Origin of the sequence: Brevundimonas sp., assembly GCF_019636155.1 — a bacterium.
GTDB lineage: Bacteria > Pseudomonadota > Alphaproteobacteria > Caulobacterales > Caulobacteraceae > Brevundimonas.
Map to the genome: position 1 here is coordinate 132,637 of NZ_JAHBYB010000003.1, position 24,762 is coordinate 157,398.

31 protein-coding genes and 1 tRNA gene are annotated in these 24,762 nt (G+C 70.9%); 12 read left to right on the plus strand and 20 right to left on the minus strand.

From position 1 onward, the window contains the following. Window positions 1–53: 53 nt before the first annotated feature. The gene (locus KF910_RS04520; protein WP_292259094.1) at window positions 54–419 is read right to left on the minus strand and encodes a hypothetical protein; all 366 of its coding nucleotides are present in this window, start codon (window positions 417–419) and stop codon (window positions 54–56) included. Window positions 420–510: 91 nt separating this feature from the next. Continuing rightward, entirely contained in the window at window positions 511–1,233 is a 723-nt protein-coding gene (gene rph, locus KF910_RS04525) for a ribonuclease PH (protein WP_292259096.1), read from the minus strand. A gap of 46 nt (window positions 1,234–1,279) precedes the next feature. On the opposite strand from rph, the gene hrcA reads away from it, so the two are divergent. Continuing rightward, entirely contained in the window at window positions 1,280–2,353 is a 1,074-nt protein-coding gene (gene hrcA / locus KF910_RS04530) for a heat-inducible transcriptional repressor HrcA (RefSeq protein WP_292259098.1), read from the plus strand. Beyond that, the gene (gene grpE, locus KF910_RS04535) at window positions 2,350–2,976 is read left to right on the plus strand and encodes a nucleotide exchange factor GrpE (protein ID WP_292259100.1); all 627 of its coding nucleotides are present in this window, start codon (window positions 2,350–2,352) and stop codon (window positions 2,974–2,976) included. The genes hrcA and grpE overlap by 4 nt, the downstream gene beginning before the upstream one ends. A gap of 25 nt (window positions 2,977–3,001) precedes the next feature. Here grpE and holA read toward each other — a convergent pair whose 3' ends face one another. From holA to KF910_RS04555, 4 genes are all read right to left on the minus strand, one after another. Continuing rightward, window positions 3,002–4,054 carry a DNA polymerase III subunit delta gene (gene holA / locus KF910_RS04540; RefSeq protein WP_292259101.1) on the minus strand — a complete coding sequence of 351 codons (1,053 nt, stop codon included), beginning with the start codon at window positions 4,052–4,054 and terminating at the stop codon, window positions 3,002–3,004. Window positions 4,055–4,196: 142 nt separating this feature from the next. Then, on the minus strand, window positions 4,197–4,688 hold the full coding sequence (lptE, locus tag KF910_RS04545) for an LPS assembly lipoprotein LptE (protein ID WP_292259103.1): 492 nt from the start codon (window positions 4,686–4,688) through the stop codon (window positions 4,197–4,199). Next, a complete protein-coding gene (gene leuS, locus KF910_RS04550) occupies window positions 4,685–7,264 on the minus strand; it encodes a leucine--tRNA ligase (protein ID WP_292259105.1) in 2,580 nt (859 codons plus the stop codon). The genes lptE and leuS overlap by 4 nt, the downstream gene beginning before the upstream one ends. 64 nt (window positions 7,265–7,328) lie before the next feature. Then, window positions 7,329–7,787 (minus strand): DUF3576 domain-containing protein, encoded by a 459-nt coding sequence (locus KF910_RS04555; protein WP_292259107.1) that lies wholly within the window; start codon window positions 7,785–7,787, stop codon window positions 7,329–7,331. Window positions 7,788–8,091: 304 nt separating this feature from the next. On the opposite strand from KF910_RS04555, the gene KF910_RS04560 reads away from it, so the two are divergent. Then, on the plus strand, window positions 8,092–8,499 hold the full coding sequence (locus KF910_RS04560; protein WP_292259109.1) for an NtrZ family periplasmic regulatory protein: 408 nt from the start codon (window positions 8,092–8,094) through the stop codon (window positions 8,497–8,499). Here the strand turns inward: KF910_RS04560 and KF910_RS04565 are convergent. After that, a complete protein-coding gene (locus KF910_RS04565; RefSeq protein WP_292259111.1) occupies window positions 8,489–9,142 on the minus strand; it encodes a thiamine phosphate synthase in 654 nt (217 codons plus the stop codon). The two genes, KF910_RS04560 and KF910_RS04565, sit on opposite strands and share 11 nt — an antisense overlap. On the opposite strand from KF910_RS04565, the gene KF910_RS04570 reads away from it, so the two are divergent. From KF910_RS04570 to KF910_RS04580, 3 genes are all read left to right on the plus strand, one after another. Then, complete coding sequence (locus KF910_RS04570; RefSeq protein ID WP_292259112.1) at window positions 9,141–9,830, plus strand: YggS family pyridoxal phosphate-dependent enzyme; 690 nt, start codon at window positions 9,141–9,143, stop codon at window positions 9,828–9,830. The two genes, KF910_RS04565 and KF910_RS04570, sit on opposite strands and share 2 nt — an antisense overlap. An 80-nt stretch (window positions 9,831–9,910) precedes the next feature. Further along, window positions 9,911–10,597, plus strand: a complete 687-nt coding sequence (locus KF910_RS04575; RefSeq protein ID WP_292259113.1) for a response regulator transcription factor — start codon at window positions 9,911–9,913, stop codon at window positions 10,595–10,597. 1 nt (window position 10,598) lies between these two features. Continuing rightward, entirely contained in the window at window positions 10,599–10,901 is a 303-nt protein-coding gene (locus KF910_RS04580; protein WP_292259115.1) for an RNA-binding S4 domain-containing protein, read from the plus strand. On the opposite strand, the gene KF910_RS04585 is transcribed toward KF910_RS04580, so the two are convergent. Then, window positions 10,886–11,527: a YceI family protein gene (locus tag KF910_RS04585; protein ID WP_292259116.1), complete on the minus strand. Its 642-nt coding sequence runs from the start codon at window positions 11,525–11,527 to the stop codon at window positions 10,886–10,888. The genes KF910_RS04580 and KF910_RS04585 overlap by 16 nt on opposite strands. A gap of 155 nt (window positions 11,528–11,682) precedes the next feature. Here KF910_RS04585 and fdxA point away from each other — a divergent pair, with 155 nt between their 5' ends. Together fdxA and KF910_RS04595 are read left to right on the plus strand one after the other, a co-directional pair. After that, the gene (gene fdxA / locus KF910_RS04590; protein ID WP_292259117.1) at window positions 11,683–12,024 is read left to right on the plus strand and encodes a ferredoxin FdxA; all 342 of its coding nucleotides are present in this window, start codon (window positions 11,683–11,685) and stop codon (window positions 12,022–12,024) included. Window positions 12,025–12,329: 305 nt separating this feature from the next. Continuing rightward, window positions 12,330–12,863, plus strand: coding sequence for a CarD family transcriptional regulator (locus KF910_RS04595; RefSeq protein WP_292259118.1), 534 nt, complete (start codon window positions 12,330–12,332; stop codon window positions 12,861–12,863). A gap of 61 nt (window positions 12,864–12,924) precedes the next feature. On the opposite strand, the gene KF910_RS04600 is transcribed toward KF910_RS04595, so the two are convergent. From KF910_RS04600 to KF910_RS04610, 3 genes are all read right to left on the minus strand, one after another. Then, entirely contained in the window at window positions 12,925–14,289 is a 1,365-nt protein-coding gene (locus KF910_RS04600) for a serine hydrolase (protein ID WP_292259119.1), read from the minus strand. A 94-nt stretch (window positions 14,290–14,383) separates the two neighbouring features. Then, window positions 14,384–14,842 (minus strand): DUF3617 domain-containing protein, encoded by a 459-nt coding sequence (locus KF910_RS04605; RefSeq protein ID WP_292259121.1) that lies wholly within the window; start codon window positions 14,840–14,842, stop codon window positions 14,384–14,386. 79 nt (window positions 14,843–14,921) lie between these two features. After that, the gene (locus KF910_RS04610; RefSeq protein ID WP_292259455.1) at window positions 14,922–15,647 is read right to left on the minus strand and encodes a 3-deoxy-manno-octulosonate cytidylyltransferase; all 726 of its coding nucleotides are present in this window, start codon (window positions 15,645–15,647) and stop codon (window positions 14,922–14,924) included. Window positions 15,648–15,788: 141 nt separating this feature from the next. Between KF910_RS04610 and KF910_RS04615 the strand changes: the two genes are divergently transcribed. After that, window positions 15,789–16,496, plus strand: coding sequence for a c-type cytochrome (locus tag KF910_RS04615; RefSeq protein ID WP_292259122.1), 708 nt, complete (start codon window positions 15,789–15,791; stop codon window positions 16,494–16,496). 52 nt (window positions 16,497–16,548) lie between these two features. Here KF910_RS04615 and KF910_RS04620 read toward each other — a convergent pair whose 3' ends face one another. The 3 genes from KF910_RS04620 to KF910_RS04630 all read right to left on the minus strand — a co-directional run bounded on the left by KF910_RS04620 (window position 16,549) and on the right by KF910_RS04630 (window position 19,206). Continuing rightward, a complete protein-coding gene (locus KF910_RS04620; protein WP_292259125.1) occupies window positions 16,549–16,746 on the minus strand; it encodes a hypothetical protein in 198 nt (65 codons plus the stop codon). A 159-nt stretch (window positions 16,747–16,905) separates the two neighbouring features. Further along, the gene (locus tag KF910_RS04625) at window positions 16,906–17,769 is read right to left on the minus strand and encodes an NlpC/P60 family protein (RefSeq protein ID WP_292259127.1); all 864 of its coding nucleotides are present in this window, start codon (window positions 17,767–17,769) and stop codon (window positions 16,906–16,908) included. A gap of 54 nt (window positions 17,770–17,823) precedes the next feature. After that, the gene (locus KF910_RS04630; RefSeq protein WP_292259129.1) at window positions 17,824–19,206 is read right to left on the minus strand and encodes a leucyl aminopeptidase family protein; all 1,383 of its coding nucleotides are present in this window, start codon (window positions 19,204–19,206) and stop codon (window positions 17,824–17,826) included. Between the two features lie 94 nt (window positions 19,207–19,300). Between KF910_RS04630 and KF910_RS04635 the strand changes: the two genes are divergently transcribed. After that, the gene (locus KF910_RS04635) at window positions 19,301–20,140 is read left to right on the plus strand and encodes a tetratricopeptide repeat protein (RefSeq protein ID WP_292259131.1); all 840 of its coding nucleotides are present in this window, start codon (window positions 19,301–19,303) and stop codon (window positions 20,138–20,140) included. Between the two features lie 46 nt (window positions 20,141–20,186). Then, complete coding sequence (locus tag KF910_RS04640; protein ID WP_292259134.1) at window positions 20,187–20,642, plus strand: iron-sulfur cluster assembly scaffold protein; 456 nt, start codon at window positions 20,187–20,189, stop codon at window positions 20,640–20,642. A 13-nt stretch (window positions 20,643–20,655) separates the two neighbouring features. Here KF910_RS04640 and KF910_RS04645 read toward each other — a convergent pair. The 6 genes from KF910_RS04645 to KF910_RS04670 all read right to left on the minus strand — a co-directional run bounded on the left by KF910_RS04645 (window position 20,656) and on the right by KF910_RS04670 (window position 24,511). Next, window positions 20,656–20,739: transfer RNA gene (locus tag KF910_RS04645), tRNA-Leu, on the minus strand. 66 nt (window positions 20,740–20,805) lie between these two features. Beyond that, window positions 20,806–21,342: a CcdC protein domain-containing protein gene (locus tag KF910_RS04650; protein ID WP_292259136.1), complete on the minus strand. Its 537-nt coding sequence runs from the start codon at window positions 21,340–21,342 to the stop codon at window positions 20,806–20,808. Window positions 21,343–21,375: 33 nt separating this feature from the next. After that, window positions 21,376–22,383, minus strand: coding sequence for a fumarylacetoacetate hydrolase family protein (locus KF910_RS04655; RefSeq protein WP_292259138.1), 1,008 nt, complete (start codon window positions 22,381–22,383; stop codon window positions 21,376–21,378). Between the two features lie 37 nt (window positions 22,384–22,420). Beyond that, complete coding sequence (locus KF910_RS04660) at window positions 22,421–23,125, minus strand: hypothetical protein (RefSeq protein ID WP_292259140.1); 705 nt, start codon at window positions 23,123–23,125, stop codon at window positions 22,421–22,423. Between the two features lie 58 nt (window positions 23,126–23,183). Further along, window positions 23,184–23,438: a hypothetical protein gene (locus KF910_RS04665; RefSeq protein ID WP_292259142.1), complete on the minus strand. Its 255-nt coding sequence runs from the start codon at window positions 23,436–23,438 to the stop codon at window positions 23,184–23,186. Beyond that, window positions 23,435–24,511: an isoaspartyl peptidase/L-asparaginase family protein gene (locus tag KF910_RS04670; RefSeq protein WP_292259144.1), complete on the minus strand. Its 1,077-nt coding sequence runs from the start codon at window positions 24,509–24,511 to the stop codon at window positions 23,435–23,437. The genes KF910_RS04665 and KF910_RS04670 overlap by 4 nt, the downstream gene beginning before the upstream one ends. Window positions 24,512–24,530: 19 nt before the next feature. On the opposite strand from KF910_RS04670, the gene KF910_RS04675 reads away from it, so the two are divergent. After that, window positions 24,531–24,752: a hypothetical protein gene (locus KF910_RS04675; RefSeq protein WP_292259146.1), complete on the plus strand. Its 222-nt coding sequence runs from the start codon at window positions 24,531–24,533 to the stop codon at window positions 24,750–24,752. Window positions 24,753–24,762: the final 10 nt, after the last annotated feature.

The following is a 24,762-nucleotide window of genomic DNA, read 5'->3' on the forward strand; positions in this document are numbered from 1 at the left end:
GGGCGCCGCCTTTTTCCTTTCCGTCTCCTCCTCACGGAGGAAGGAAGAATGGATCAGGCCGTGCACTCGGCCGGCTTGGTCTCGCCCGGCTTGTACAGGGCGCAGGCCCGGTCGATCTCGTCCTGGATCAGTTGGCAGGGGTTGTTGGGATTGCACGGCGGATGGCTGGCGGGACTGACGGCCATGCAGCGGCGCACCAGCTCCATGGCGCCGTCCGAGCCCTGATCCAGGGTGCAGGACATCGAAGACGCCTCGGCGGGCAGGGGCGCGTCCTCCTGCGGCGGAGCGTCGGCGGGCATGACGGCGGTCTGTTCTGCCATGGCCGGATCGCTCGGCCGGTCCGTAGTGGGCTGCTGGCAGGCGCCCAGGGCCAGGACGGCGATCAGGGCGGCGGCGGTCAGCGGTGTGGTCAGGCGCATCAGAGGTCTCCGCAAGCTGTGTGGCGCGGACCATGCCCTTTTTCACCGAACGGCGAAACCTCTACAGCCGACGGGGGAATCCCTTCGCAGCCTAGCCCAGGGCCGCCTTCTGCAGGGCGAACAGTTCGGCGCATCCGCCATGGGCCAGTTCGAACAGACGGTCGAACTCGGCGCGTGAGAAGCCGCGCTTTTCTCCGGTCGCCTGAATCTCGACGATCTGGCCCGCCCCGGTCAGGACGAAGTTGGAATCCGCCTCGGCCGAGGAATCCTCCTCATAGTCCAGGTCCAGCACCGGCTGGTCGGCGCAGACCCCGCAGGACACGGCCGCCACCTGATCCAGGATGGGGTCGGCGCTCATCACCCCCTCGTCGCGCAGGTATTTCAAGGCTGAGGCCATGGCCACCCAGGCGCCGGTGATCGCCGCCGTGCGTGTGCCGCCGTCGGCCTGGATCACGTCGCAGTCCAGAACCACCTGCCGCTCGCCCAGGGCCTTCAGATCGACCACGGCCCGCATCGAGCGGCCGATCAGGCGCTGGATTTCCTGGGTGCGGCCCGACTGCTTGCCCGAGGCGGCCTCGCGCCGGCCGCGCGTGTGGGTGGCGCGCGGCAGCATGCCGTATTCGGCCGTGACCCAGCCCTGGCCCTTGCCGCGCATCCAGCCGGGGACGTTCTCCTCGACCGTGGCAGTGACCAGAACCTTCGTGTGGCCGAAGGCGACCAGGCAAGAGCCCTCGGCATAGCGGTTGACGCCGGTTTCCAGGGTCACGGGGCGCAGTTGGTCGGCGCTGCGGCCGGACGGGCGGGGGGCGGTCATGCGGGAACTCCTTGGAAGGCGGCGAGCGGCTGCTTATCCTGAAACCATGAGCCTGATCCAGCCCGCCTATGCCGGCCTGGCCGCCCTGGACCAGCGGGCGCGCGACATCTTTCGCCGCATCGTCGAGACCTATCTGGCGACCGGAGAGCCGGTGGGCTCCCGCACCCTGTCCCTGTCGGGCGTCAGCCTGTCGCCCGCCTCGATCCGCAACACCATGCAGGACCTGGCCCTGGCCGGGCTGTTGCATTCGCCCCACGCCTCGGCCGGGCGCATTCCGACCCATGCGGGTCTCAGGCTGTTTGTCGACGGCCTGCTGGAGATTGGCGACGTCGGGGTCGAGGAGCGGCGCGAGATCGACGCCCGCCTGGCCGGGCGGGGGCGACATTTCGACGAGGCTCTGGACGCCGCCTCGGCCCTGCTGTCCGGCCTGGCGGGGGGCGCCGGGGTGGTCGTCAGCCCGGTGCGCGACGCGGGGGTCAAGCATGTGGAATTCGTCGCCCTGGGCGGCGACCAGGCTCTGGCGGTGCTGGTCGCCGACGACGGGACGGTGGAGAACCGGCTGATGCCTCTGGCCGCCGGGGTCACCCCGTCGACCCTGGCCGAGGCCTCCAACTTTCTGAACGCGCGCTTGAAAGGCCGACCCCTGGCCGAGGCGCGGGTCGAGATGGCGGCCGAACTGGCCACGGCCCGGCGCGAGCTGGACGCCGCCGCCGCCCGGCTGGTCGAGGACGGCGTGGCCGCCTGGTCCGGCGGGGCCGAACGCGAGCGCGCCCTGATCGTGCGCGGCCGCGCCAACCTGCTGGCCGATCCCGGCGCGGTCGAGGACCTGGAGCGCGTCCGGTCCCTGTTCGAGGACCTGGAGCAGAAGGAACAGCTGATCGGCCTGCTGGACGGTGTCGAGGGCGGCCAGGGGGTCCGCATCTTCATCGGCGCCGAGACGCGACTTTTCTCCCTGTCGGGTTCCGCCGTGATCGCGGCGCCCTATATGTCGGGCCGACAGCGGGTCCTGGGCGCCATCGGCGTCATCGGCCCCGCGCGGTTGAACTACGCCCGAGTGATCCCGTTGGTGGACTATACCGCCCGGGTCCTGGGCCGGATGCTGGACGGACAAGAGACGTGACACAAACGCCCGAAGACCCCATCGAAACCGAACTGGACGCCGACATCGCGGCCTCCGAGGCCGACGCAGAGGCGGGGCTGAACGCCCAGCCTGAGGACGGCGACCTCGACCCCCTGGACGCCGTGATCGCCGAGCGTGACCAGTGGAAGGATCGCGCCCTGCGCGCCACGGCCGAGGTGGAGAACATCCGCCGCCGCGCCGAGACCCAGGCGAACGACGCCCGCGCCTACGCCATCCAGCGGTTCGCGCGCGACCTGCTGGGTGTGGCCGACACACTGGAGCGCGGCCTGGCCTCGGCGCCGCGCGAGGAGGCCGAAGGCCCCGTCGCGGCCATGGTCACCGGCCTGGAACTGACCCAGAAGGCCCTGCTGCAGGCGTTCGACGCCAACGGGCTGAAGCGGGTCGAGCCCCAGGCGGGCGAGGCCTTCGATCCCAACCTGCACCAGGCGATGATGGAACAGCCGTCCGCCGACGTCCCCGGCGGAACGGTGATCCAGACCCTCCAGGCCGGCTACGCCCTGTTCGGCCGCACCGTGCGTCCGGCCATGGTGGTGGTCGCGGCCAAGGGTTCAGGCGCGGGATCAGGCGGCGCGCCCGGCGCGCGGTTCGACACTCGCGCCTGACCGGATCAGGCCGCCGGCGTCCGGGTCACAGCCCCAGCCGGCGCGCCCTGGCCGCGATCTCCAGCAACAGCCGCTCGGCGACCAGATGGTCGGGCAGGCCGGTGGTCTTGGCGGCCACGTCGGCGGCGTTGACGCTGTCCAGGGTCTCGTCCAGGGCCGTCAGGCTCCAGCCGCGCGCCTGGCGCAGCATCTCGGCCTCCTGTTTCCAGAAGACGCCGGCCGCCTTGGCCGCCTCCTTGGCCCCCGCGCCATTGGCCTGCAGCACCGCGATGCGCCGCAGCCGGCCCAGGTGCAGGGCCGCCTGGCGCACCGCCATGACCGGCGATTCCCCCTCGGCCAACGCCCGCCGCAGTCCCGCCTGGGCCGGCGCCGGTCGGCCGCCGAAGGCCTGCAGCGCGGCATCCTGAAGCGAGGCGTCCGGTTCCACCCCCAGGTGCAGGTCCAGTTCGTCCGCATCGACCGTCCGGCCGGATCCCGGCCCGATATAGAGGGCCAGGCGCTCGATCTCCTGGCGCATCAGTCCGCGTTCCCGGGGCAGGCGGGCCACGAACCGCTCCAGGGCGTCCGAGGTCAGCCCCACCTTGTCGGCGGCCAGGGCCTCGCGCGTCATCCGCGCCATGTCGCCGACCTCATCCTCGTAGCAGACGATGGCGGCCGCCCCCGAAGCCGTCTCGGCCGCCTTCCTCAGACCCGAGTCGCGCCCCAGGCTTCCGGCCTCGATCACCAGCATGGCGTCGGGGTTGAACCCGCCCTCGGCATGGGTCTTCAGCGCTCCGGCCAGCAGCTTGTCGATCGAGGCCTTTTCGACCCCCAGCCGCACCCGCACCAGCCGCCGCCCGCCGATCATCGACAGGGCGGTCAGGGCCTCTTCCAGCCGCGCCTCGTCGCCGTCCATGTCGGTGTCGGTCAGCAGGGTGACGTTGAACGGGTCGTTCAGGTCCGGGGTCACCGTCCGGCACAGGATCTCGGCCCGCTCGGCCACGCCGGACCGGTCCTTGCCGTGGATCAGCACCGCCCGCACAGCCGGATCGGGCGACTTCAGGAACCGGTCTATTTCCGGGCGCTTTGAGAGGTTCATCTGATCCTCCCCCCTCGGGGGAGGGGGACCATGCGCAGCATGGTGGAGGGGGCTGATCCACGCGCCGGTGTCCGGGGCTGGCCCCCTCCACCGCTTCGCGGTTCCCCTCCCCCGATGGGTGAGGATTTTTTGCGGGCCGTCCTCACGGTTCCGACAGCGCCCTCAGGATGTCGATCCGCAACAGCCGCGCCAGGTCGGCGGCGGCCCGGTCCTCGCCGTCCTGCTGGGCCGTGATGGCGGCATAGGGCTGGTCCGCGGCGGCGTAGGTGACGGTGGCTGTCTCGGTCCCGGTCAGGGGCTCGCCCCCCGCGGCGGCGCTGAGGGTCCATTCGGCCCGGACGGTCAGTTCATAGCGGCTGGCCGTGTCGTCGATGCGCCGCCCCAGCGGCCGTCGCGCGCTCTGAACCCGCACATCCAGGGTGCGCAGCGGCGCCGCGCCCCGGTTGACGCCCAGGACGTCTTCAAGCTGCTCGCGCAGGCGGAAGCCCAGCCGGTCGTCCGGGGTGTTGACGGCGATGCGCGACGCCTCGGTCCCCGCCGCACCCTGGGCGTACAGGGGGGTGAAGCCGCAGGCCGCCAGCCCCGGCAGGGCCAAGGCGACGACCAGGCCGATCAGGGCGGGGGCGCCCTTCATCCGGCCACCAGATTGACGATGCGGTCGGGCACCACGATCACCTTGCGGACGCTCAGGCTGTTGGCGGCAAGGTAGGCCTGAACCGCCGGATTGGCGAGAGCCGCCGCCTCGACCGTCGCCGTGTCCGATCCGCGCGGCAGCACCACCTCGCCCCGGCGCTTGCCGCCGATCTGAACCGGCAGGGTGACTTCGTCGTCCGCCGCCAGGGCCGGGTCGTATTCGGGCCAGGGAGCGTCCAGCACCATCCCCGCCTGGCCCAGCCGGGTCCAGCCTTCCTCGGCCAGGTGCGGGGTGAAGGGGGCGATCAGCCGGGCCATGGCGTTCAGGGCCTGGCCCCGCGCCGCGCCGCCTGCCCCGTCATGCTGACGCAGGACGGCCAGGAAGGCGTACAGCTTGGCGATGGCCGAGTTGAAGCGGAAGCCCGCCACCCCCTCGGTCACGGCCTTGATCGCCTTGTGGGTCTCGCGCACCAGGGCGGCGTCCGCCGCCGCATCGCCGGGCGCGGCCGGGTCATGGGCGTCGAACTCGGCCCAGACGCGCTGGACGAAGCGGCTGGCGCCCTCGACCCCGCCGGCCGACCACTGAACGTCGCGCTCGGGCGGGCTGTCCGACAGGACGAACAGCCGGCCGGCGTCCACCCCGTGGCTGTCGATGATGTCCTGGGGCGCGACCACGTTCTTCTTGGACTTGGACATCTTCTCGATGTCGCCGATCGAGACCTCGGCCCCGGTCGACAGGCGGCGCGCCACGCGGCGGCCGTCCACCGTCTCGACCCGCACGTCGGCCGGCTCGACCCAGCGCGGCTTGCCGATCTCGTCCTGGCCCTCGAAATAGGTCTCGTGGACCACCATCCCCTGGGTGAAGAGGCCGGCGAACGGCTCCTTCACGTCCATCAGCCCGGCGTCGCTCAGGGCCCGACTGATGAAGCGGGCGTACAGCAGGTGCAGCACGGCGTGCTCGACCCCGCCGATATACTGGTCCACCGGCAGCCAGCGGGCCGCGGCCGCGCGGTTGATCGGCTGGTCCGCCGTCGGATCGGCGAAACGGGCGAAATACCAGGAACTGTCGACGAAGGTGTCCAGGGTGTCGGTCTCGCGCGTCGCCGCCGCGCCGCACGACGGACAGGCGACGTGCTTCCAGGTCGGGTGCCGGTCCAGCGGATTGCCGGGCACGTCGAAGGTCACATCATGCGGCAGTTCGACCGGCAGCTGATCCGCCGGAACCTCGACCGGGCCGCAGGCCGCGCAATGGATGATCGGGATCGGACAGCCCCAGTAGCGCTGGCGGCTGACGCCCCAGTCACGCAGGCGATAGATGGTCGCCCCCTGGCCCTGGCCCATGGCCTCGATGCGCCGCACCGCCTCGGCCTTGGCCGCCTCGATGTCCAGTCCATCCAGGAAGTCCGAGTGGAAAATCGCGCCAGGGCCGACATAGGCCTCGTCCGCCACGTCGAAATCGTCGTCGGCGCCCTCGGGCCGCACCACCGGGATGACCGGCAGAGCATATTTGCGGGCGAAGTCCAGGTCGCGCTGGTCATGCGCCGGACAGGCGAAGATGGCGCCCGTGCCGTAGTCCGACAGGATGAAGTTGGCGATCCAGACCGGAACCTCGGTCGCGGTAAACGGGTGGACCACCTTCAGGCCGGTGTCCCAGCCGATCTTCTCGGCCTGTTCGATGTCGGCCTGGCTGGCCCCGCCCTTGCGGCATTCGGCAACGAAGGCGGCGACGCGGGGATCGGCCTCGGCCAGCTGTTTCGAGATCGGGTGATCGGGGGCCAGGCCCATGAAGCTGGCGCCGAACAAGGTGTCGGGCCGGGTGGTGTAGATCTCCAGTCCGTCCTCGAACCCGGCCGGGGCGACGCCCGCCCAGGCCCAGGTCATCTGCAGGCCCTTGGACCGACCGATCCAGTTCTCCTGCATCAGCCGCACCTTGTCAGGCCAGCGGCCCTCCAGGGTCTTCAGCCCGTCGATCAGGTCGTCGGCATAGTCGGTGATGCGCAGGAACCACTGGTTCAGCTTGCGCTTCTCCACCACCGCTCCCGAACGCCAGCCGCGCCCGTCGATCACCTGTTCATTGGCCAGGACGGTGTTGTCGACCGGGTCCCAGTTGACCACCCCGTCCTTGCGATGGACCAGGCCGCGCCGATACAGTTCCAGGAACCAGGCCTGCTGCTTGCCATAATAGGCCGGGTCGCAGGTGGCGAACTCGCGGCTCCAGTCCAGCGACAGACCCAGCAGCTTCAGCTGATCGCGCATGTTGGCGATGTTGGACCAGGTCCAGTCGCCGGGATGGACGCCCCGTTCCATGGCCGCGTTCTCGGCCGGCATGCCGAAGGCGTCCCAGCCCATGGGGTGCAGAACGTCGAAGCCCTGGGCCCGCTTGGACCGGGCCACCACGTCGCCCATCACATAGTTGCGGGCGTGGCCCATGTGGATGTTCCCGCTGGGGTAGGGGAACATCTCCAGCACATAGTATTTCGGCCGTCCGCTATCGCCTTCGGGCGTGCGGAAGGCGTCGGCGGCCGCCCAGCGGGCCTGCTGGCGGGGTTCGGCGGTCTTGGGCTCGTAGCGGGCCACGGGTCGGTATCCTGAAGCAAGCCTCAGGGTTCGGGCCCGAAGAGGCGTTAAAACGAGGGGTCGGTCAGCGCGCCTGCGCCAGGTTCAGCTGGCGCGCCTTGGTCAGGATGGCGTTTTCCAGGTCCGTCTCGGTCTGGGCCGCCACCGGCGAGGAGACCCAGGCGCCCGAGGCGTCCTTGACCTCCTTGGTCACCGTCACGTTCAGGGCGTCGGCCCGTAGTCGCGTGTCCAGGATGAAGACGGTCGCCTTGAACCGCTCGTTCGGGGTCTGCGGATTGACGTACCAGTCGTAGTTGACCACCCCGCCCCACGGGTCCGCGTTCAGCAGCGGCATGAAGCTCAGGGTGTCCAGGGTGGCGCGCCACAGGAAGGCGTTGACGCCGATGCCCGTCTGGCTGGCAGCGTTCGCCTTGGCCCCGCCGCCGGTGAAGGGCAGCCGGGGTCCGCCGCAGCCGGCCAGGGCCAGGCTGGAGCCGATCAGAGCCAGGGCGGCGACGCGGGCCGCGCGGTTGCAGGAAAGCATCAGGAACCGTCTCCGTTCAAAGCGCGCCGGCCCCCTGGGCCGCCACAGCGGCGCGGGGCCGCGCAAGGGCTCTATAACACGGCGAAAAGGGGCGATGACAAGGCGAAGCGGCGTCCGCCGCCCCCTGTTCGTCTTAACGAAATCGCCGAAAGGGCGAATTCCCGTGACGCCTGCGCCACAGATTCGCCCCCAGGGCCATGGAACATCGGTCGATCAGTCGTGTTTGATTGACCGGCCGCCATGTCGGTGTCTAATCGCGGGAACGAAAGGGGCCGCCCCCGGGCGGTCGATCGAAGGAGTCGGCATGCGTCTCGGCGCCCTGACAGCTGCGATCGTGCTTGCGGGCGTCGCCGGATTCGGCGGCCAGGCCCTGGCCCAGTCGCGCCCGGCGGCCACGACCCTGTCCTTCAATGAAGCCACTGCGGCCTCGCGCGCCACCAGCGGCTCGGCCAACACCGCCACGGCCCCGCGCCGCAGCCTGCGCTGGATCGACGGCGGCCGCTGGGGCCTGGACTTCAACCTGAACCAGCCCGTGGGCCGCGAGACCGAATGGGGCGACGTCGAAGCCGGCGCCTATTATCGCCTCAGCCCACGCCTGCGCCTGGGCGCCTCGGCCGGCCTGGCCACGCCGCGCGCCGACCCCGGCCGCGCCCCTGAATCCGACGGTCGCGCCCAGCCGCGCGTCCGCCTGGAATCGATCTTCAAATTCTGATCGGCCGCGCAAAGGCCGACTGCACCGCCCCCACGGCCGCCAGTCCGCAGACGCCGCTGTCCGCCAACCGCGCTGCTGTTTCGGCGTCTATGCCGCCCAGGGCGTAGGTCGGTCGGCCCAGGGCCGTCGCCCGCGCCAGCCCCTCGAGCCCCAGCACCGGCCGCGCCGAGGCGCTGGCGGTCGCAAAGACGGGCGAGGCGACCAGAGCGTCCAGGCTATCGAGCGGAAGCGGTCCCGAAATAGCGTGGATCGCCGCCGTGATCAGCCAGTCCGGCCGGGCCCGCCGCAAGTCCGCCGCCCGTCCGGCCATTCGCTCCGGCAGATGCACCCCATCGGCGTCCAGGGCCTGGGCCAGGTCCGCATCGGCGCCGACCAGCAGCCGCACGCCCCGTCCCGCCGTGGCCGTCCTCAGCCGCCGGCCGGTCTTGATCGCGTCCTCGGCTCCGAAGGCGCGGAACACCACCGCCGCCCCGGCGGGCAGGCGGCTGGCCGTCTCCCACGGCCGCGGGGTGCGGGGCCCATCCGTGAAGAACAGCAGGGGCGGCAGGTCGCCCGCCGCCGGGCTGACAGCCGCCGCTCGCCGGTTTAGAGCCTGGGCCTGCCGCCACAGCCGCGCCGCATCGTCGGGATGGTCCGCCGTCATGTCCGCTTCTTCGCCCGCCGCGTCCGCCGCGTCCATCGCCGACCGCCTGGCCCACGCCCGCGCCGCCATCGCCCGGGCCGCCGCCTCGGCTGGGCGCGAGGCGGGGGATGTGACCCTGACCGCCGTGGTCAAGACCCAGCCGCCGGCCGCCATCGACGCGATCCTGGCCGCCGGCCAGGCCGTCTTCGGCGAAAACCGGGTTCAGGAGGCGCAAGCGCGCTGGGCCGACCGCGACCGCGCTGGGCTGGAGCTTCGCCTGATCGGCTCGCTCCAGACCAACAAGGCCGAGGCGGCGGTCGCCCTGTTCGACGTCATCGAGACCCTGGACCGGGCCCGGCTGGTCGAGGCCCTGGCCCGGGCCGCCGACAGGGCCGGACGAACTCCCCGTTGCCTGATCCAGGTCAACACCGGCCGCGAGCCCCAGAAGGCCGGCGCCGCGCCCGAGGCGGTTCCCGCCCTGCTGGACACGGCCCGCGCCGCGGGCCTGACCGTCGAGGGGCTGATGTGCATACCCCCCGCCGAGGACGACCCCGTTGCGCATTTCCGGCCCCTGGCCGCCCTGGCCCGCGACCTGGGCTTGCCGATTCTGTCCATGGGCATGAGCGGCGACTATCCGGCCGCCATCGCCTGCGGCGCCACCCATGTGCGGCTGGGAACGGCCCTTTTCGGGGAACGAAACCGTCCCTGAAGCTCCTCTAGAGAGGCCGCGGCGGCATTTCTGTCGTCCCGCGCCTTGCTTCGGCCGTCAGCGTCGCCATTCTCTGCACCATGCCCACGCCCAAGACCCTGCTGATCATCGACGACGACGACGACCTGCGCGAAGCCCTGGCCGAGCAGCTGGCCCTGCACGATGAGTTCCGCGCCGAACAGGCGGCCACCGCCGGCGACGGCCTGCGCCGCGCCCGCGAGGTGCGGGCCGATCTGATCCTGCTGGACGTCGACCTGCCCGACATGGACGGGCGCGAGGCCTGCCGTCTGATGCGCGACAGCGGCCTGTCCACCCCGATCATCATGCTGACGGCCCAGGGGTCGGAGGCCGACACCGTCCTGGGCCTGGATTCCGGGGCCAACGACTATGTCGTCAAACCCTTCCGCTTCGCCGTGCTTCTGGCCCGCATCCGCGCCCATCTGCGCAGCCACGAACAGTCCGAGGACGCGGTCTTCCAGATCGGCCCCTACGACTTTCGCCCGGCGGGCAAGCTGCTGGTCGATCAGAAGGGCCGCAAGATCCGGCTGACGGAAAAAGAGACCAACATCCTGAAATACCTCTATCGCGCCGGGGCCAAGGCGGTCTCGCGCGAGGAGCTGCTGACCGAGGTCTGGGGCTATAACGCCGGGGTCACGACCCACACCCTGGAAACCCACATCTACCGCCTGCGCCAGAAGATCGAGCCCGAACCCGGCCAGGCCCGGCTGCTGCTCACGGACGCGGGCGGCTATCGCCTCCAGCCCTAGGGTGGCCCTGACGGCGCCGACGGCCGCGTCCTGCCGCATCGATGTCTGGCTGTGGCGGGCGCGATTCGCCAAGACCCGCGGCGGCGCCGCCGCCCTGGTCGAGGCCGGGGCCGTGCGGCTGACGCACCAGGGCCGCCAGGTCCGCCTCGACAAGCCCAGCCGCTCGGTCCACCTGGGCGATGACCTGTTGATCGTCCAGGGCGGCCGCCTGACCGAGGTCCGCGTCCAGGCCCTGGGCGAAAGACGCGGCCCCGCCAGTGAGGCGCACGCCCTCTATGTGGCGACCAGTCAGGCCGAGGGCTGAAGCACGAACTCGCCTTCCAGGTGCAGCTTCACCTCGTCGCCGACCGCCGGCAGGGCGTAGTCGATGCCGAACTCCGAGCGCTTGATCACGGCCTCGCCGTCGAATCCGGCCTTGTAGGCGCCGCCCATGGACGGGCCCGCCTGGTTGAACGTCACCTGGATCGTCACCGGCCGGGTCACCCCGCGCAGGGTCAGGTCGCCGACCACCGTGGCGCGCGAGGCGTCGTCGGCATCGACGGTCACCGAGCGCGAGACATAGGCGGCGGTCGGATGGTTGGCGGTGTCGAAGAAGTCCGGCGTCTGCAGGTGGCGGTTCAGACCGTCGGAGTTGGAATCCACCTGGGTCAGGGGAACGGTTGCCGTCAGACGGCTGGCCGATGGATCGGCGGGATCGAGGACCAGCTGGGCCTCCACCTTCACGAACTGGCCGTAATAGGTCGAGAAGCCCAGGTGGTTGACCGACCAGGTGATCTTGCCGTGGTCGGAATCCAGGGCGTAGGTCCCCGCCCGCACCTCGGCCGGGGTCTGGGTCAGGTCGGGGCGGGCGGTCACGGCGCCGGCCGAAAGCAGGGCCGCGCCCGCCAGGGTCAGGGCGGCGACCGCCGCGGGTCGGATCATCGGATGCATGGGGTCTTCCTTCCGCTGAGGATACTGCAATAATGTTAGTTACAGATCATGCCGCGCCGCGACAAGTCTGGGGGGCCGAATCCGGTCACTTGGTTGACACCGGCGGGCGGGCGGCTCATGTCCCGGCCTCGCCCCGCCGCACCTTCCGACCGCTCATGACCTATATCGTCACCGACGCCTGCGTCCGCTGCAAATTCATGGATTGCGTCGAGGTGTGCCCGGTCGACTGCTTCTATGAGGGCGAGAATTTCCTGGTCATCGCCCCGGACGAATGCATCGACTGCGGCGTGTGCGAGCCAGAATGCCCGGTGGACGCCATCGTGCCGGACACCGAGGACGAGCCCGACGGCAAGTGGCTGCAGATCAACGCCGAATACGCCAAGGTCTGGCCCAACATCACCGTCAAGGGCACGCCTCCCGCCGACAAGGAACAGTTCGAGCGCGAGACGGGCAAGTTCGAGAAATATTTCAGCCCCAAGCCCGGCAAGGGTTCCTGAGCCTGCGGCGCAGCCCGCGCGACCACGGATTCCCTCGCCGGTCGAACTGACGCCGTGGATGTTTTGAATTTCTGCGGTTTTGTGATAGATTGCCATCATTGGATCGGGCGTATCGGGTAAATCCCGCGCTGCCCGTGTTTGCGACAGAACCTCGCCCACGCAGGCGGGGTCGGCCAGAGGTTCGGTGATCCGCTTCCACGCTTGAAGCCCGATGACGACTTTCCCCGGCGCCTGCGCCGGGCGAAGCCCGTTCGGCTTTGTGCGCCGCGTGTTCCCCCTTTCTGAGCCGGGAAAGGACTGAAGACATGACGAGCAAGAGCGGTCTGGAATTCAAGGTTGGCGACGCGGTCGTCTATCCGGCGCACGGCGTCGGCAAGGTGGCGGCGATCGAGACCCAGGAAGTCGCCGGCATGTCGCTGGAGGTCTATGTCGTGACCTTCGACCACGAGAAGATGACCCTGCGCGTTCCGACCAAGAAGGCCAAGACGGCCGGCCTGCGCACCCTGGCCGGCGAGGACGTCGTGACCAAGGCCCTGACCACCCTGAAGGGCCGCGCTCGCATCAAGCGCACCATGTGGTCGCGCCGGGCCCAGGAATACGAGGCCAAGATCAACTCGGGCGATCTGATCTCGATCGCCGAGGTGGTGCGCGACCTGCACCGCGCCGAGACCCAGCCGGAGCAGTCCTATTCGGAACGCCAGCTGTATGAATCGGCCCTGGACCGCATGGCCCGCGAAGTCGCCGCCGCCAACCGCATCGACAAGGACGCGGCGGTCGAACTGCTGGCCAAGTCGCTCAGCGCCAAGAAGCCCGTGGTCCCCGCCGCCGAAGCGGCCTGATCAAGGCTCGGACGATTGAAAAGGCCCCGGAGCGGTCCGGGGCCTTTTTCCTGTCCGCCGCTCAGCGTTTCGGCGCCGGCATCTGGCGGCCGTTCTGGTGCAGGACCAGGCCGGTCACCTGGCCCGCCGCGTCGCGGGTGAAGACGATGCGGGCGTCGATCCCCTGGGTGAAGAAGGCGTCCGCTCCCTCGGCGCCCAGGATGTTGCGCCCCTGGCCGGTCGCCTGGACCGTCAGCTGCCCGTCCGCCACCGACACCGTCAGCACGAAGGTCGGCGCCAGGGCGTAGTCGCCCTCATATTCGGCCAGGGTTTCCGGGGCGATGGCGACGGCCCGGCGTTCTTCGGGCAGGGTCACGTCTCCGCCCTGGGCCAGGGTCATCAGATCCCCGCCCAGCTTGCCGACCGAGGGGCTGTTCAGGTTGCTGAGGGCCACCACGGTGATCGCGCGCCCGGTGTCGCGGCCCATATAGGTGTTGAAGCCCTCGATCCCGCCGGTGTGGCTGATCACCTGGCCGTCTCCCGATGGCTTGACGAATAGCCCCAGGGCGTAGTCGTCCAGGCCCGGCCGGGTCAGTTCGGCCATGGAGGCGGCGTTCAGCAGCCGGCCCCCGAACAGGCCGTCCTCCCATTGGCGCAGGTCGTGGGTGGTCGAATACAGGGCGCCCGCCCCCTGGGGCACGCTCATGTCCACATAGTCGGCATTGACCACCCCGTCCGTATCGGGGCTGTAGCCCGAGGCCCGCCGCGGCAGGATGGTCTCGTGCCGGTCATAGCCGCTGTCGGCCATGTCCAGGGGCCGGAACAGGTTCTCGACCACGAAGTCGGCATAGGTCCGCCCGCTGACCCGTTCGATGATCGCGGTGGCCAGCACATAGGCCGAGTTGGAATAGGACCAGCGCTCGCCCGGCTGGAAATCCAGCGGCCGGTCGCGGAACCGGGCGATCAGGCCGTCCACCGTCGTCGGCAGGGTCTTCAGCGCCTGATAGTCGTCGAAGCCGGTGAAGTTCGGCACGCCCGAGGTGTGGTTCAGCAGGTGTCGCACCGTCACCGCGTCCCAGGTCGCCGGGGCGTCGGTCAGATAGGTCTTCACCGGCGCGTCCAGGTCCACCTGGCCCTGCTGCACCAGCAGCATCACCGCCACGGCCGTGAACTGCTTGCTGACCGAGGCCAGGCGGAATTTGGTCTCGCCGTCGTTGGCGATGTTCCATTCGCGGTTGGCCAGGCCATAACCGCGATCCAGCAGGACCTCCCCGTCCCGGACCACCAGGACCGATCCGGTGAACTCGCCCTGGTCGACGGCGCGACGGACCACCTGGTCCATCCGCTCCGGATCCTGGGCCGCGGCCGGCCCGGCCCACAGCATAAGGGCCGCCAGGCCGACGGCGATCAGACCGCCGCCGGATTTCATGACCAGGGGGTTCGACATCCGCATTCTCCTCCAGGCGTCATCGCCATTGTGGAGGAAGGAGGCGACGGGCGCACCCATCGGATGCGCGCGGCCGGAAATTCAGCCCGTGACCTCAGAAATACTCCGCGTTCGCCGGGCACTGGGCGGCCACGCGCCGCGCGGTGATGCTGGCGGGGATATAGGGGGTGCCGCGCGACAGCTGGGCCCCGCCGCGGAAGCTGAAGCTCTCGGCCTGATAGGGGCCGTTCAGCCGCACGTTCACGCGCCGGCCCTTGTGGTCGGTGCAGGTCCCCTCGAAACGCGCATTCCCGCCGCCAACCTGGCGCACCGGATAGACGCATTGCCAACGCCGCGTCGACAGGCCGCCGAAGAAGCGGTTGATCTCGCTGGGGCGGACGCATTTCGTCTCGGTGTCGCGCACCCCCATGACGCTGGTGGTGTAGGTCCAGTAGCCCGGCTGGGGCGTCTGGCTGGACTGGCTGCCGGCGACGCCGGGCGCGGCCAGGATCGCCGCGGCGGCCGCCACGGGCAGGGCGGCGGCGGCCAGGCGGGTCAGGGTCTTGCTGTTCATCACGGGCCTCATCAACCTGAATCTCGGGGCTTGATCTATGAGGTGGCGACTGAACGCCGGCTGAACAAGCGTCGCGGCCTCAGGACGCCAGGCGGCGCGCGGCCTCCAGATCCGCCGGATTGTCGACCGACAGGGGGGCCGCCTCGACGACCGCGCCCCAGATCGACAGCCCCATCTCCAGCGCCCGCAGCTGCTCCAGCTTCTCGCGGGTCTCCAGCGGCGAGGGCGGGGCGGCGCAGAAGCGTTTCAGCGCCTCGCGGCGATAGCCATAGACCCCGATGTGCCGCCACACCGGCCCATCGCCGTAGAGGGTGGAGCGGGTGAAATACAGGGCGCGCCCGGTCATCGCGCCGGGCGCAAGGGCCAGGACCGCCTTGACCACGTCCGGATTGGCCCGGTCGGACACGTCCGCCTCGGCCGCGACCAGGGTGGCGATGTCGCAGGACGGCTGGTCGGCCAGCAGGCGCGCGCAGGTGGCGGCGATGGAGGGGGGCGCAAACGGCATGTCGCCCTGAAGATTGATCACCGCGTCGTGGCGGCCGTCCGGGTCGATCGCTTCCAGGGCGGCCATGATCCGGTCCGAGCCGCTGGGCAGGGCCGGATCGGTCAGGACGGCGCGCCCGCCCGCCGCCTGGACGACCTCCACGATCTCCGCATCGCCCGCGGCCACGGCGACGGGCAGGCCCGATGCGGCGGCGCCTTCATAGGCGCGCACGATCATCGGCCTGCCGCCGATATCGGCCAGGGGCTTGTTCGGCAGGCGGGTGGCGGCCATGCGCGCGGGGATCAGCACCAGGGGATTCAGCGTGGCGGACATGGGCCGTTCGCTCCTTGTCGGCCCGCGGGAGCGTTCGGGCCGGTTGCGAAGGCGGCGCTAGCGTGTAAGAGACGGCCACGCAAGGATGCGCCCGCTTCGGCGGGGCTTTGACAGGGATGCGACGACGCGATGAGCGGCGATCTGAAGTGGAACAAGATTTTCGGCGCCGGCCTGGCCACCGCCTTCGCCATCGTCGGCCTGCAGCAGGTCACGGCGGGGGTGTTCCATACCGAAAAGCCCGAGAAGATGGGCTATTTCGTCGATGCGCCCGAGGAATCCGCCGGCGCCGAGGCCGCCGTCCTGCCGATCGACTGGGGCACGGTGCTGCCGGCCGCCGACGTCGCCGCCGGTGAAGCCGCCTTCGCCCGCTGCAAGGCCTGCCACACCGTCGCCTCGGGCGGCGCCGACGGCATCGGCCCGAACCTGTGGGGCGTGCTGGGCGGACCGGTGATGCACCGCGCGGGCTTCGCCTATTCGGACGCCATGGCCAAGCACAAGGCCGAGGCGCCGACCTGGGGCTATGACCAGATCGACCACTTCCTGACCGCCCCGGGCCGCTATGTGCCGGGCACCAAGATGTCCTTCGCCGGCATCCGCGACGAACAGACCCGCATCAACCTGATCGCCTATCTGCGGACCCAGGGGTCGGGCCTGGGCGTGCCCGCGCCCGATCCCGCCCGCCAGCCGGGCGCCGCCCCGGCCGAGGGCGAGACGCCGGCCGCCGAGGGCGCCGTCGCCACCGAGGGGGCCGAGGCGCCCGCGACCACCGACACGGCCACGACCCAGGCCGCTCCGGCCTCGCCGCCGGCGGCGACCAGCAGCCCGTCCAACCACTGAGGTTCCGGACAGGTCGTGTTCGCAAGGGCGGTCCCGCGGGGCCGCCCTTCGCCTATGCGCGGGCGTCCAGCCCGACCCGGATGCTGTGGACCCGTTCGTCGCCGAAGAAGACGTGGGCGGCGACCGCGCTGGCGTGATGGGCGAGCAGTTGCACGGCCTCTGCGCGGGCCTCTTCGACCGTTTCGGCCGCCAGGGGCTCCATGTGCGGCACGCTGAGGATGTCGGATTCGATGAAGCAGAAATAGGTCACGGACGTCTCCCGAACCATAACAAGGCGGGAGTGTGCGGCGTGCGCTACCGGTCTCTTCCAGCCGCGGACGCCCAGGAACGTGTGCCCACGATGCGACAAACTTAGCACGATCCTTCGCGTCGCGCTAGCAGAGGTCGCGCACGAGGCGGTGGAGACGCGTCAGACCCGGCGGAACACCGGCGCATCGAAACCCTCGGCGGCGTAACGGTCGGCTGCCGCCGCGAAAGACTCCATCACCACCGACCGGGCGGCCCCCGTGGCGTGGACCAGATGTCCGGCGTCATGGACGATGGCCGAATGGCCGCCCCAGACGTCCAGATCGGGCTTGAGCCAGATGACCAGGTCGCCGCGTCTCGCCTCCGCGTCGCGAACCGCCCGGCCCAGTTGGGCCTGGTCCGGCGCGTAGCGGCCGCCGGCCAGGCCGCAGGCGGTCAGGGCCTGCTGCACCAGGCCGCTGCAGTCCGTGGCCCGATCCGTGCGCCCGCCCAGGGCGTGGGGCGTGCCCAGCAGCCGCTCGGCCGCCGTGGCCGGGTCGGGATCGAAATCGCCGAAGGGCGCGACCGCGTCTTGCGCCACCCAGCCCGCGCCGACCACCTGAACGAAGCCGTCGCGGCGGCCGCCGGTCTGGACCAGGGCGTTCCACGGCAGGACGGCGACGACCTCGGCCTCGGCCGAGGCGCTGCGGCGTGCAGGGGTGCGCGGCAGGGCGATGCGGGCGTCGGGGGCGGCCACGGGACCCAGGGCCGCGCGGTCGATCCAGCCGATGGCCCCGTCGCGGCGGGCGCGGCCCCAGGCGCGCGGACCCCGGCTTTCCAGCACGTCGAACGCTTCGCCGAAAACCAGTTCACTGACCCGACGCGCCGTCGCCTCGGGCCCATCGCGCAGCTCGGCGCTGGGACTGACCAGCTGGAAGGCGTCGGTGGGGCGATAGGCGGCCGCGCGCACCAGTCCCTCGACCGCCTGTTCGGCCAGGTCGGGACGCGCCAGGGCGCGGGGCGGGATCAGGGCGGAGAGGTCGGTCAAGACGTCGGCGGTCCGGTTGAGCCGCCACCTTGCACGACAGGCCCTAGAGTCGCGTTAACAGGCGTAGCGGGCCTTCAGATAGCGATAGGCGGCGCGCACGCCATAGACCTCGGCGCCCTCGGGCCGGCCGGGCGCGGCCTTGGGGTTCCAGCCGAAGACGTCCATGTGCGCCCAGGCCCCGGTCTGCGGCGCGAACCTCTGCAGGAACAGGGCCGCGGTGATGGAGCCCGCCTGGGCCCAGGCGGCGGAATCGTTCCTCACATCGGCGATCTCGCTGTCCAGCGAAGATCGATAGCCGGGCCACAGGGGCATCCGCCACAGGGGGTCGCCCACCTCCCGCCCGGCCGCCAGCAGCCCTTCGGCCAGGGCCTCGTCATCGGTATAGAGCGGCGGCAATTCCGGCCCCAGGGCGATCCGCGCGGCCCCGGTCAGGGTGGCGTAATCCAGCGTCAGCTCCGGCGTATGTTCGCCCGCCCGCGCCAGGGCGTCGGCCAGGATCAGCCGGCCTTCGGCGTCGGTATTGCCGACCTCGATGGTCAGGCCCTTGCGGCTGTTCAGGATGTCGCCGGGCCGGAAGGCGTCGCCCGACACCGCGTTCTCGACCGCCGCGACCAGCACCACCAGCCGCACCGGCAGGTCCGCCTGCATCACCAGCCGGGCCAGGGCCAGGGCGTGGGCGGCCCCGCCCATGTCCTTCTTCATCAGCCGCATGCCGGCGGCGGCCTTCAGGTCCAGTCCGCCGGTGTCGAACACCACCCCCTTGCCGACCAGGGCGACCAAGGGCGCATCCGTGCGGTCCAGGTTCCAGCCGATCTCGATCAGCCGCGGCGCGCGGTGCGGGGCGGCGGCGCGACCGACGGCGTGGACGGCCGGATAGTTCGCTTCCAGCAGGGCGTCGCCGGTGGTGACGGTGAAGGCGGCCCCGTGCGCCTCGGCGATCTCGCGGGCGATGGTCTCGATCTGCAGCGGCCCCATGTCGGCCGCCGGGGTGTCGATCATCTCGCGCCCCAGGTCGCAGGCCGCGACGATGCGGGCCGTCTCCTCCAGGTCCAGGCCGGGGGGCGCGACCAGGCGCGGGCGCGGGCGGTCGGACCGGTCCTTGTAGCGATCGAAGACATAGGTCCCCAGGGCGAAGGCCAGGGCCGCGCGCTCGGCCTCGGCGCCGTCCAGGTCCAGCCGATAGATCCCGGTTGGCAGCCGGCCGGCCAGGGCCCGCGCCGAGAAGGGATCGAAGCGATCGCCCCGCCCGACCAGCACATGGTCCAGCGCCCCGTCCGCCCCCGGAACCAGGGTCCACTGGCCGGGCTTCCCCGCGAACCCGTTCAGGGCGGCCCAGCCGGCGTCCGGCGCGGCCTCGGGGCCGATGAAGCGGACGGGAATGGCGGTCGCGGCCTCAGCCGCATCGGCGGGGATCAGGGCGGGGTGCAGGGCGCTCATGGACAGCCTTCCGGACCGTGCAGGTCGTTAACCAGTGATTGACGCGGCCCGGCGATTCTCGATGCGACCGCCGGATCGTCAGGATCGCCCCCTCATGTCGCGCACCGCTCTTCGTCTCGCAACCGTCGCCGGACTGACCGTCGCCTTGAACCTGGGCGCCCAGGCCGCCTGGGCCCAGACGACGTCCGCCCAAACTCCGGGGACGAACACGCCCGCGCCCGCGCCCCGCACCCCGGCCGGGGCCCAGGAGCGGGCCGCCTACGACCGGATGGACCCCCTGTCGCGCTCGGCCTTCTGGGCCGGTCAGCAGGAGATCAACCCCGCCGACGCCGAGGCGGGGGTCAAGCTGGCCCAGGCCCTGCTGGACATGGGCGCCAACGACCAGGCGGTCCAGGCGGCCGAGCGGCTGCTGGTGCTCCAGCCTGACAATGTCGAGGCCCTGATGATGCTGGGCCGGGGCCATATCGCGCGCGGCCAGGCCTTCTATGGCGTCGCCGCCCTGGAGAAGGCGCGCGCCCTGGCCCCGAACGACTGGCGGCCCCTGTCCCTGCTGGGCGTGGCCTATCAGCAGGTGCGGCGGACCGACGACGCCCGCGCCGCCTGGAACGAGGGCCTGCGCCTGTCACCCGACAACCCCGCCATACTGACCAACGCCGCCATGGCCCTGGCCGCCTCGGGCGACGCCGGGTCGGCGGAGGTTCTGCTGCGCCGCGCGGCCTCGCGACCGGACGCGACGCTCAAGACCCGGCTGAACCTGGCCATGGTGCTTGGGCTTCAGGGCAAGACGGCCGAGGCCGAACAGATCCTGCGCCGCGACCTGCCGCCCGAAGCCGCCGACCGGAACCTGCAGTGGTTTGCCGCCCGCATGGCCGCCGCCTCCCCGACGACGGGCGCAGGCGCCGAGGCCGCCCGGACCTGGTCTTCACTGCAATAGACGTCGGCGCCTCGCCGCGACGGCCCGACCGCCCTATCTAGGGGCCATGATCGACGACCTCTACAGCGCCCGCATCCTGTCGCTAGCGGCCAACCTGCCGCACGCCGGCCGATTGGAATCGCCTCAGGGCACGGGCGAAAGGACCGCCAAGCTGTGCGGATCGCGCGCCGTGGTCGATGTGGTGCTGGACGCCCAGGGCCGGGTCGCCGCCTTCGCCCAGGACGTCAAGGCCTGCGCCCTGGGCCAGGCGGCCGCCGGGGTGCTGGGCCAGTCGGTGATCGGGGCCGACATGGCGGATATCCAGGCCGCCCGCGACGCCATGCAGGCCATGCTGAAATCCGGCGGCGAAGGACCCGAGGGCCGTTTCGAGGGCTTGCGGATCCTGAAACAGGTCGCGGATTATCCCGCCCGCCACGCCTCGACCCTGGTGGCGATAGAGGCGACCCTGGACGCCATGCGGATGGCCCTGGTGGCGGCGGCCGCCCCGACCCGGACAGCATGAGGACTTCGACCGATGGTGCGGGCGGTCGGACTCGAACCGACACGTCTTTCAACGGCGGATTTTGAATCCGCTGCGTCTACCATTTCGCCACGCCCGCATCCGGCGATCGAAGGCGGCGCAATCTAGCGGCGGCGCGCGCCGGGTCAATCGCGCCGGCCAGGGCTCAGGCCGCGGATTCCACATGGGCGTCCGAACCGCCGGCCAGAATACGGCGCGCCCGCACATACATCTCGATTCTCTGCAGCACGATCATCGCCGCCACGAAGAGCAGGAAGGCGTCGGCCACGGCGATGGCGCTGAGGCCCAGGGAGGCGGCGTGCGGCTCCAGCCAGGCGCCCAGGGCGCGCCGCCCGAACAGCAGCAGGACGATCAGGATCAGGCCCAGGGGCGAGGCCTGGGCCTTCAAGGCGCCATCGGAATGTTTCTCGATGGTCATCATCCGGCCGCGCTGCCAGCCGGCGGCGGCGCCCAGGACCAGGCCCATGGCCAGGATCAGCCAATCCAGGGGCCCGAACGACGCATGGGCGACCCCCGGCTGCATCGAGGTTCCCCATATGGCCAGGCCCATCAGGGGCACGATGATCGCCGGCGCGACCCACATCCACTGCGGTCGCAGGGTGCGCGGCCGGCGATTGCGCAACAGCACCAGAGGCAGCATCACCGCCACGGCGCCCAGGGGAATATACTGCTGCGGCTCCATGCCCGTCTCCAGCCGGCTGAATTCCGCCCGAACCTAGACGGGCCGCACCGTCTGGTCGATGGCGCCGAAGATGGAGTGATGGCGGTCGTCCAGCATCTCGATGCGGACGGTGTCGCCGTGCTTCAGGAAGGGGGTCTCCGGCTTGCCGTGCAGGAGGGTCTCGACCATCCGCACCTCGGCGATGCAGCTGTAGCCCAGGCCGCCATCGGCCACCGGACGGCCGGGTCCGCCGTCGGCGTCGCGGTTCGACACCGTGCCCGAGCCGATGACCGAACCGGCCCCCAGGGACCGGGTCTTGGCCAGGTGGGCGATCAGGGTTCCGAAACAGAAGGTCATGTCCACCCCGGCTTCGGCGCGGCCGAAATCCTGACCGTTCACCTGGACGTTCAGGGCGCCGGACAGCTTGCCGTCCTTCCAGCGGTCGCCCAGGGCGTCGGGGGTGACCAGGACCGGCGACAGGGCGCTGGCGGGCTTGGACTGGACGAAGCCGAACCCCTTGGCCAGCTCGTTGGGGATCAGGTTGCGAAGGCTGACATCGTTGACCAGGCCGACCAGGCGGATGTGGTCCAGCGCCTGTTCGCGCGTGACGCCCTGGGGCGTGTCGCCGGTGACAACGACAATCTCGGCCTCCAGGTCGCAGCCCCAGGCCTCGTCGGCCAGGGGGATGTCGTCGCGCGGCCCCAGCATGGAGTCCGATCCGCCCTGATACATCAGCGGGTCGGTCCAGAAACTTTCGGGCATCTCGGCCCCGCGCGCCTTCCGCACCAGTTCGACGTGGTTCACATAGGCCGAGCCGTCGGCCCATTGATAGGCGCGGGGCAGGGGGGCGGCGGCGTCGCGTTCGTGGAAGCGGCCGCGCGGCACGGCCTCATGCTCCAGGCTTTCAGCCAGGGCGCGCAGGCGCGGCTCGCACCGGTCCCAGTCGTCCAGGGCCGCCTGCAGGGTCGGGGCGATCAGGAAGGCGTCGGTGAACCAGTTCAGGTCGTCGGAGACGACCACCAGGCGGCCGTCGCGGCCGTGCTTGAGCGAGGCGAGTTTCATGACTTCGGCTTAGGCGGTTTCAGCGATAAGGGAAACCTCAGTCGGCCGACAGTTCGCGATGGGCGGCGCGCAGTTCGCCGATCCGTTCGGCCTTGTGCCGCCAGTGCTCGTTCAGATCGGCCACGGCCAGGCGCAGGGCATGGTCGCGTTCACGCGGGCTCAGAGGCGACGGCGTGTGGGGCCCGTTGTGGTCGTCATGTCCGCCCTTCTCGTCACGCCCGGGCGCGCCGTTGATGATGGTGACCTGGGTCACCGGCCCGGGTGCGGCGCTGGCCTGAGCAGGGTCGTCATGGGGTTGGTGATCGCCATGCCCATGATGCTCATCGCCGTGCCCCTGACGATGAGGATGATGGTCGTTGCCGTGCGGGTCGTGGCGCTCTCCGTCCAGGGCGCGGTCCAGGCCCTGAACCAGGTCGCCGAGGCCGCCCGCCAGTTTCAGGGTGGCGCCGAGCCGTTTCGACAGCACCTTTCGCAGATCCTCGGCCTTGCCCGCCAGGCCGGCGCCGTCCGCCTTCATGGCCGCCTTCAGGGCGTCGTCGACGGCCTTCCAGATGGCGTCGGCCGCGTCCGCGCGCCGGGGCGACCGGGCCTCGTTCAGGAACCAGCCCAGGGCGAACAGGGCCAGGCCCAGCACGACCAGGGCCGCCAGCATCATCGGCGGCAGGCTGAAGACGAGATCGGGACCGGCCGGCTCGAAAGCCCGGTCCGCGCCGAAGTCCGCTCCATTCACTGGCACGCCCATGCGGCCCTCCCTCTGCCCGGCCATCTTGCCCGGCGCGGCGGCTGCCGCAAGGAAAAGGTTAACGGCTCAGCACGCGCCGCGCCTCGGCCCCGGCGCGGGCGGCCATGTCGCGCACCTCCACCTCGACCGAGACGGCGCCGGCCGGGGCGTGGGCCCAGAGGTAGCGGCGCTCGACCTCCACCTCCCGCCCCGAGGGGGCGAAACCGACGAAGCTGTCGCCCCAGGGGGTGATCTTCAGGATCTCGGCGAAGGGCAGGGCGCAGGCGGCGGCCAGTTCCTCCCGGGCCATCGCGGCCAGTTCGTCGTCGCTCATTCGTCCAGGGACTCGTCGCCATAGATGGCGACGGCGGCGGGCCGGTCGGCGGCGACGCGGCCGCGATACATGCCCGAGGTGTTCATGGCGAAGGCGACCGCCCCGTCGAGGCCCATGACGATGACCCCGCCGTCGCCGCCGATGCCCCCCACGTCGGCGATCTCGGCCTCGGCCGCCGCCTGGGCCGTGGCGCCGTCGCGCGTGCGGATGCAGATGTCGCGGGCGACGGTCGAACGGATGAAATATTCGCCCGTGCCGGTGGCCGACACCGCGCAGCCGTCGGCGTTCGAGGCATAGGTGCCGGCCCCGATCACCGGGGCGTCGCCGATCCGGCCCCAGCGCTTGCCCGAGGTGCCTCCGGTGGAGGTGCCGGCCGCCAGCCGACCCTGGCCGTCCCGGGCCACGGCGCCGACCGTGCCGTATTTGCGCTCGTTCAGCGGCGGAGCGGCCTCGGCCATGGCGCCGGGCGGCAGGATGAAGGTCGGGACGGGATCGACCGGGCGGGGCGGGATCGGATCGCCGCGCTCGCGCAGGGTGCGCTCCAGCCCCTGCCAGCGGCGCTCGGTGAAGAACCAGGACGGATTCACCTGTTCCAGACCGGCGGACTCGGCGAAGGCGTCGGCGCCCTCTCCGGCCAGCATGACGTGCGGCGAACGCTCCATGACGGCGCGGGCGGCGGCGATGGGGTGGCGGGTTCGGGTCAGGCCGGCGACCGAACCGGCGTTCAGGTCGGTCCCGTCCATGACGGCGGCGTCCAGTTCGTTCCGGCCGGCGGCGGTGAAGACGGCGCCGCGCCCGGCGTTGAACAGGGGGTTGTCCTCCATCACCTCAATGGCGGCCTGAACCGCGTCCAGGGCCGAGCCGCCGTCGCGCAGCACGGCCGCCCCGGCCTCCAGCGCCCGGTTCAGCCCGTCGCGATAGGCGGCGTCCTGATCCGGCGTCAGATCGGTCCGCTCGATGACGCCCGCCCCGCCGTGAATGGCCAGGGACCAGGTCGGCGGCTCCTGGGCGATGGCGGGGGAGGCGAGCATCAAGGTCAGGGCGATGCCGATGTTCATTGTCCGTTCGCGCATTTTCGACTATTCTTCCCCTATGTCCGAGGTCACCGACATCGTCGTGCCGATGCTCCAGAAGATCCAGGCGCAGCTGACGCGCCTGGATACCGATATGGCCAACCTCAAGGAAGACATGCACCACATCAAGGTGCGGCTGACTTCGCTGGAAGCGAATGTGAACAGCCTGAATCGGCGGATGGACAATTTCGACCAGCGGCTGGAACGGGTCGAACGACGGATGGAACTGGTCGAGGCCTGATCGCGGGCTG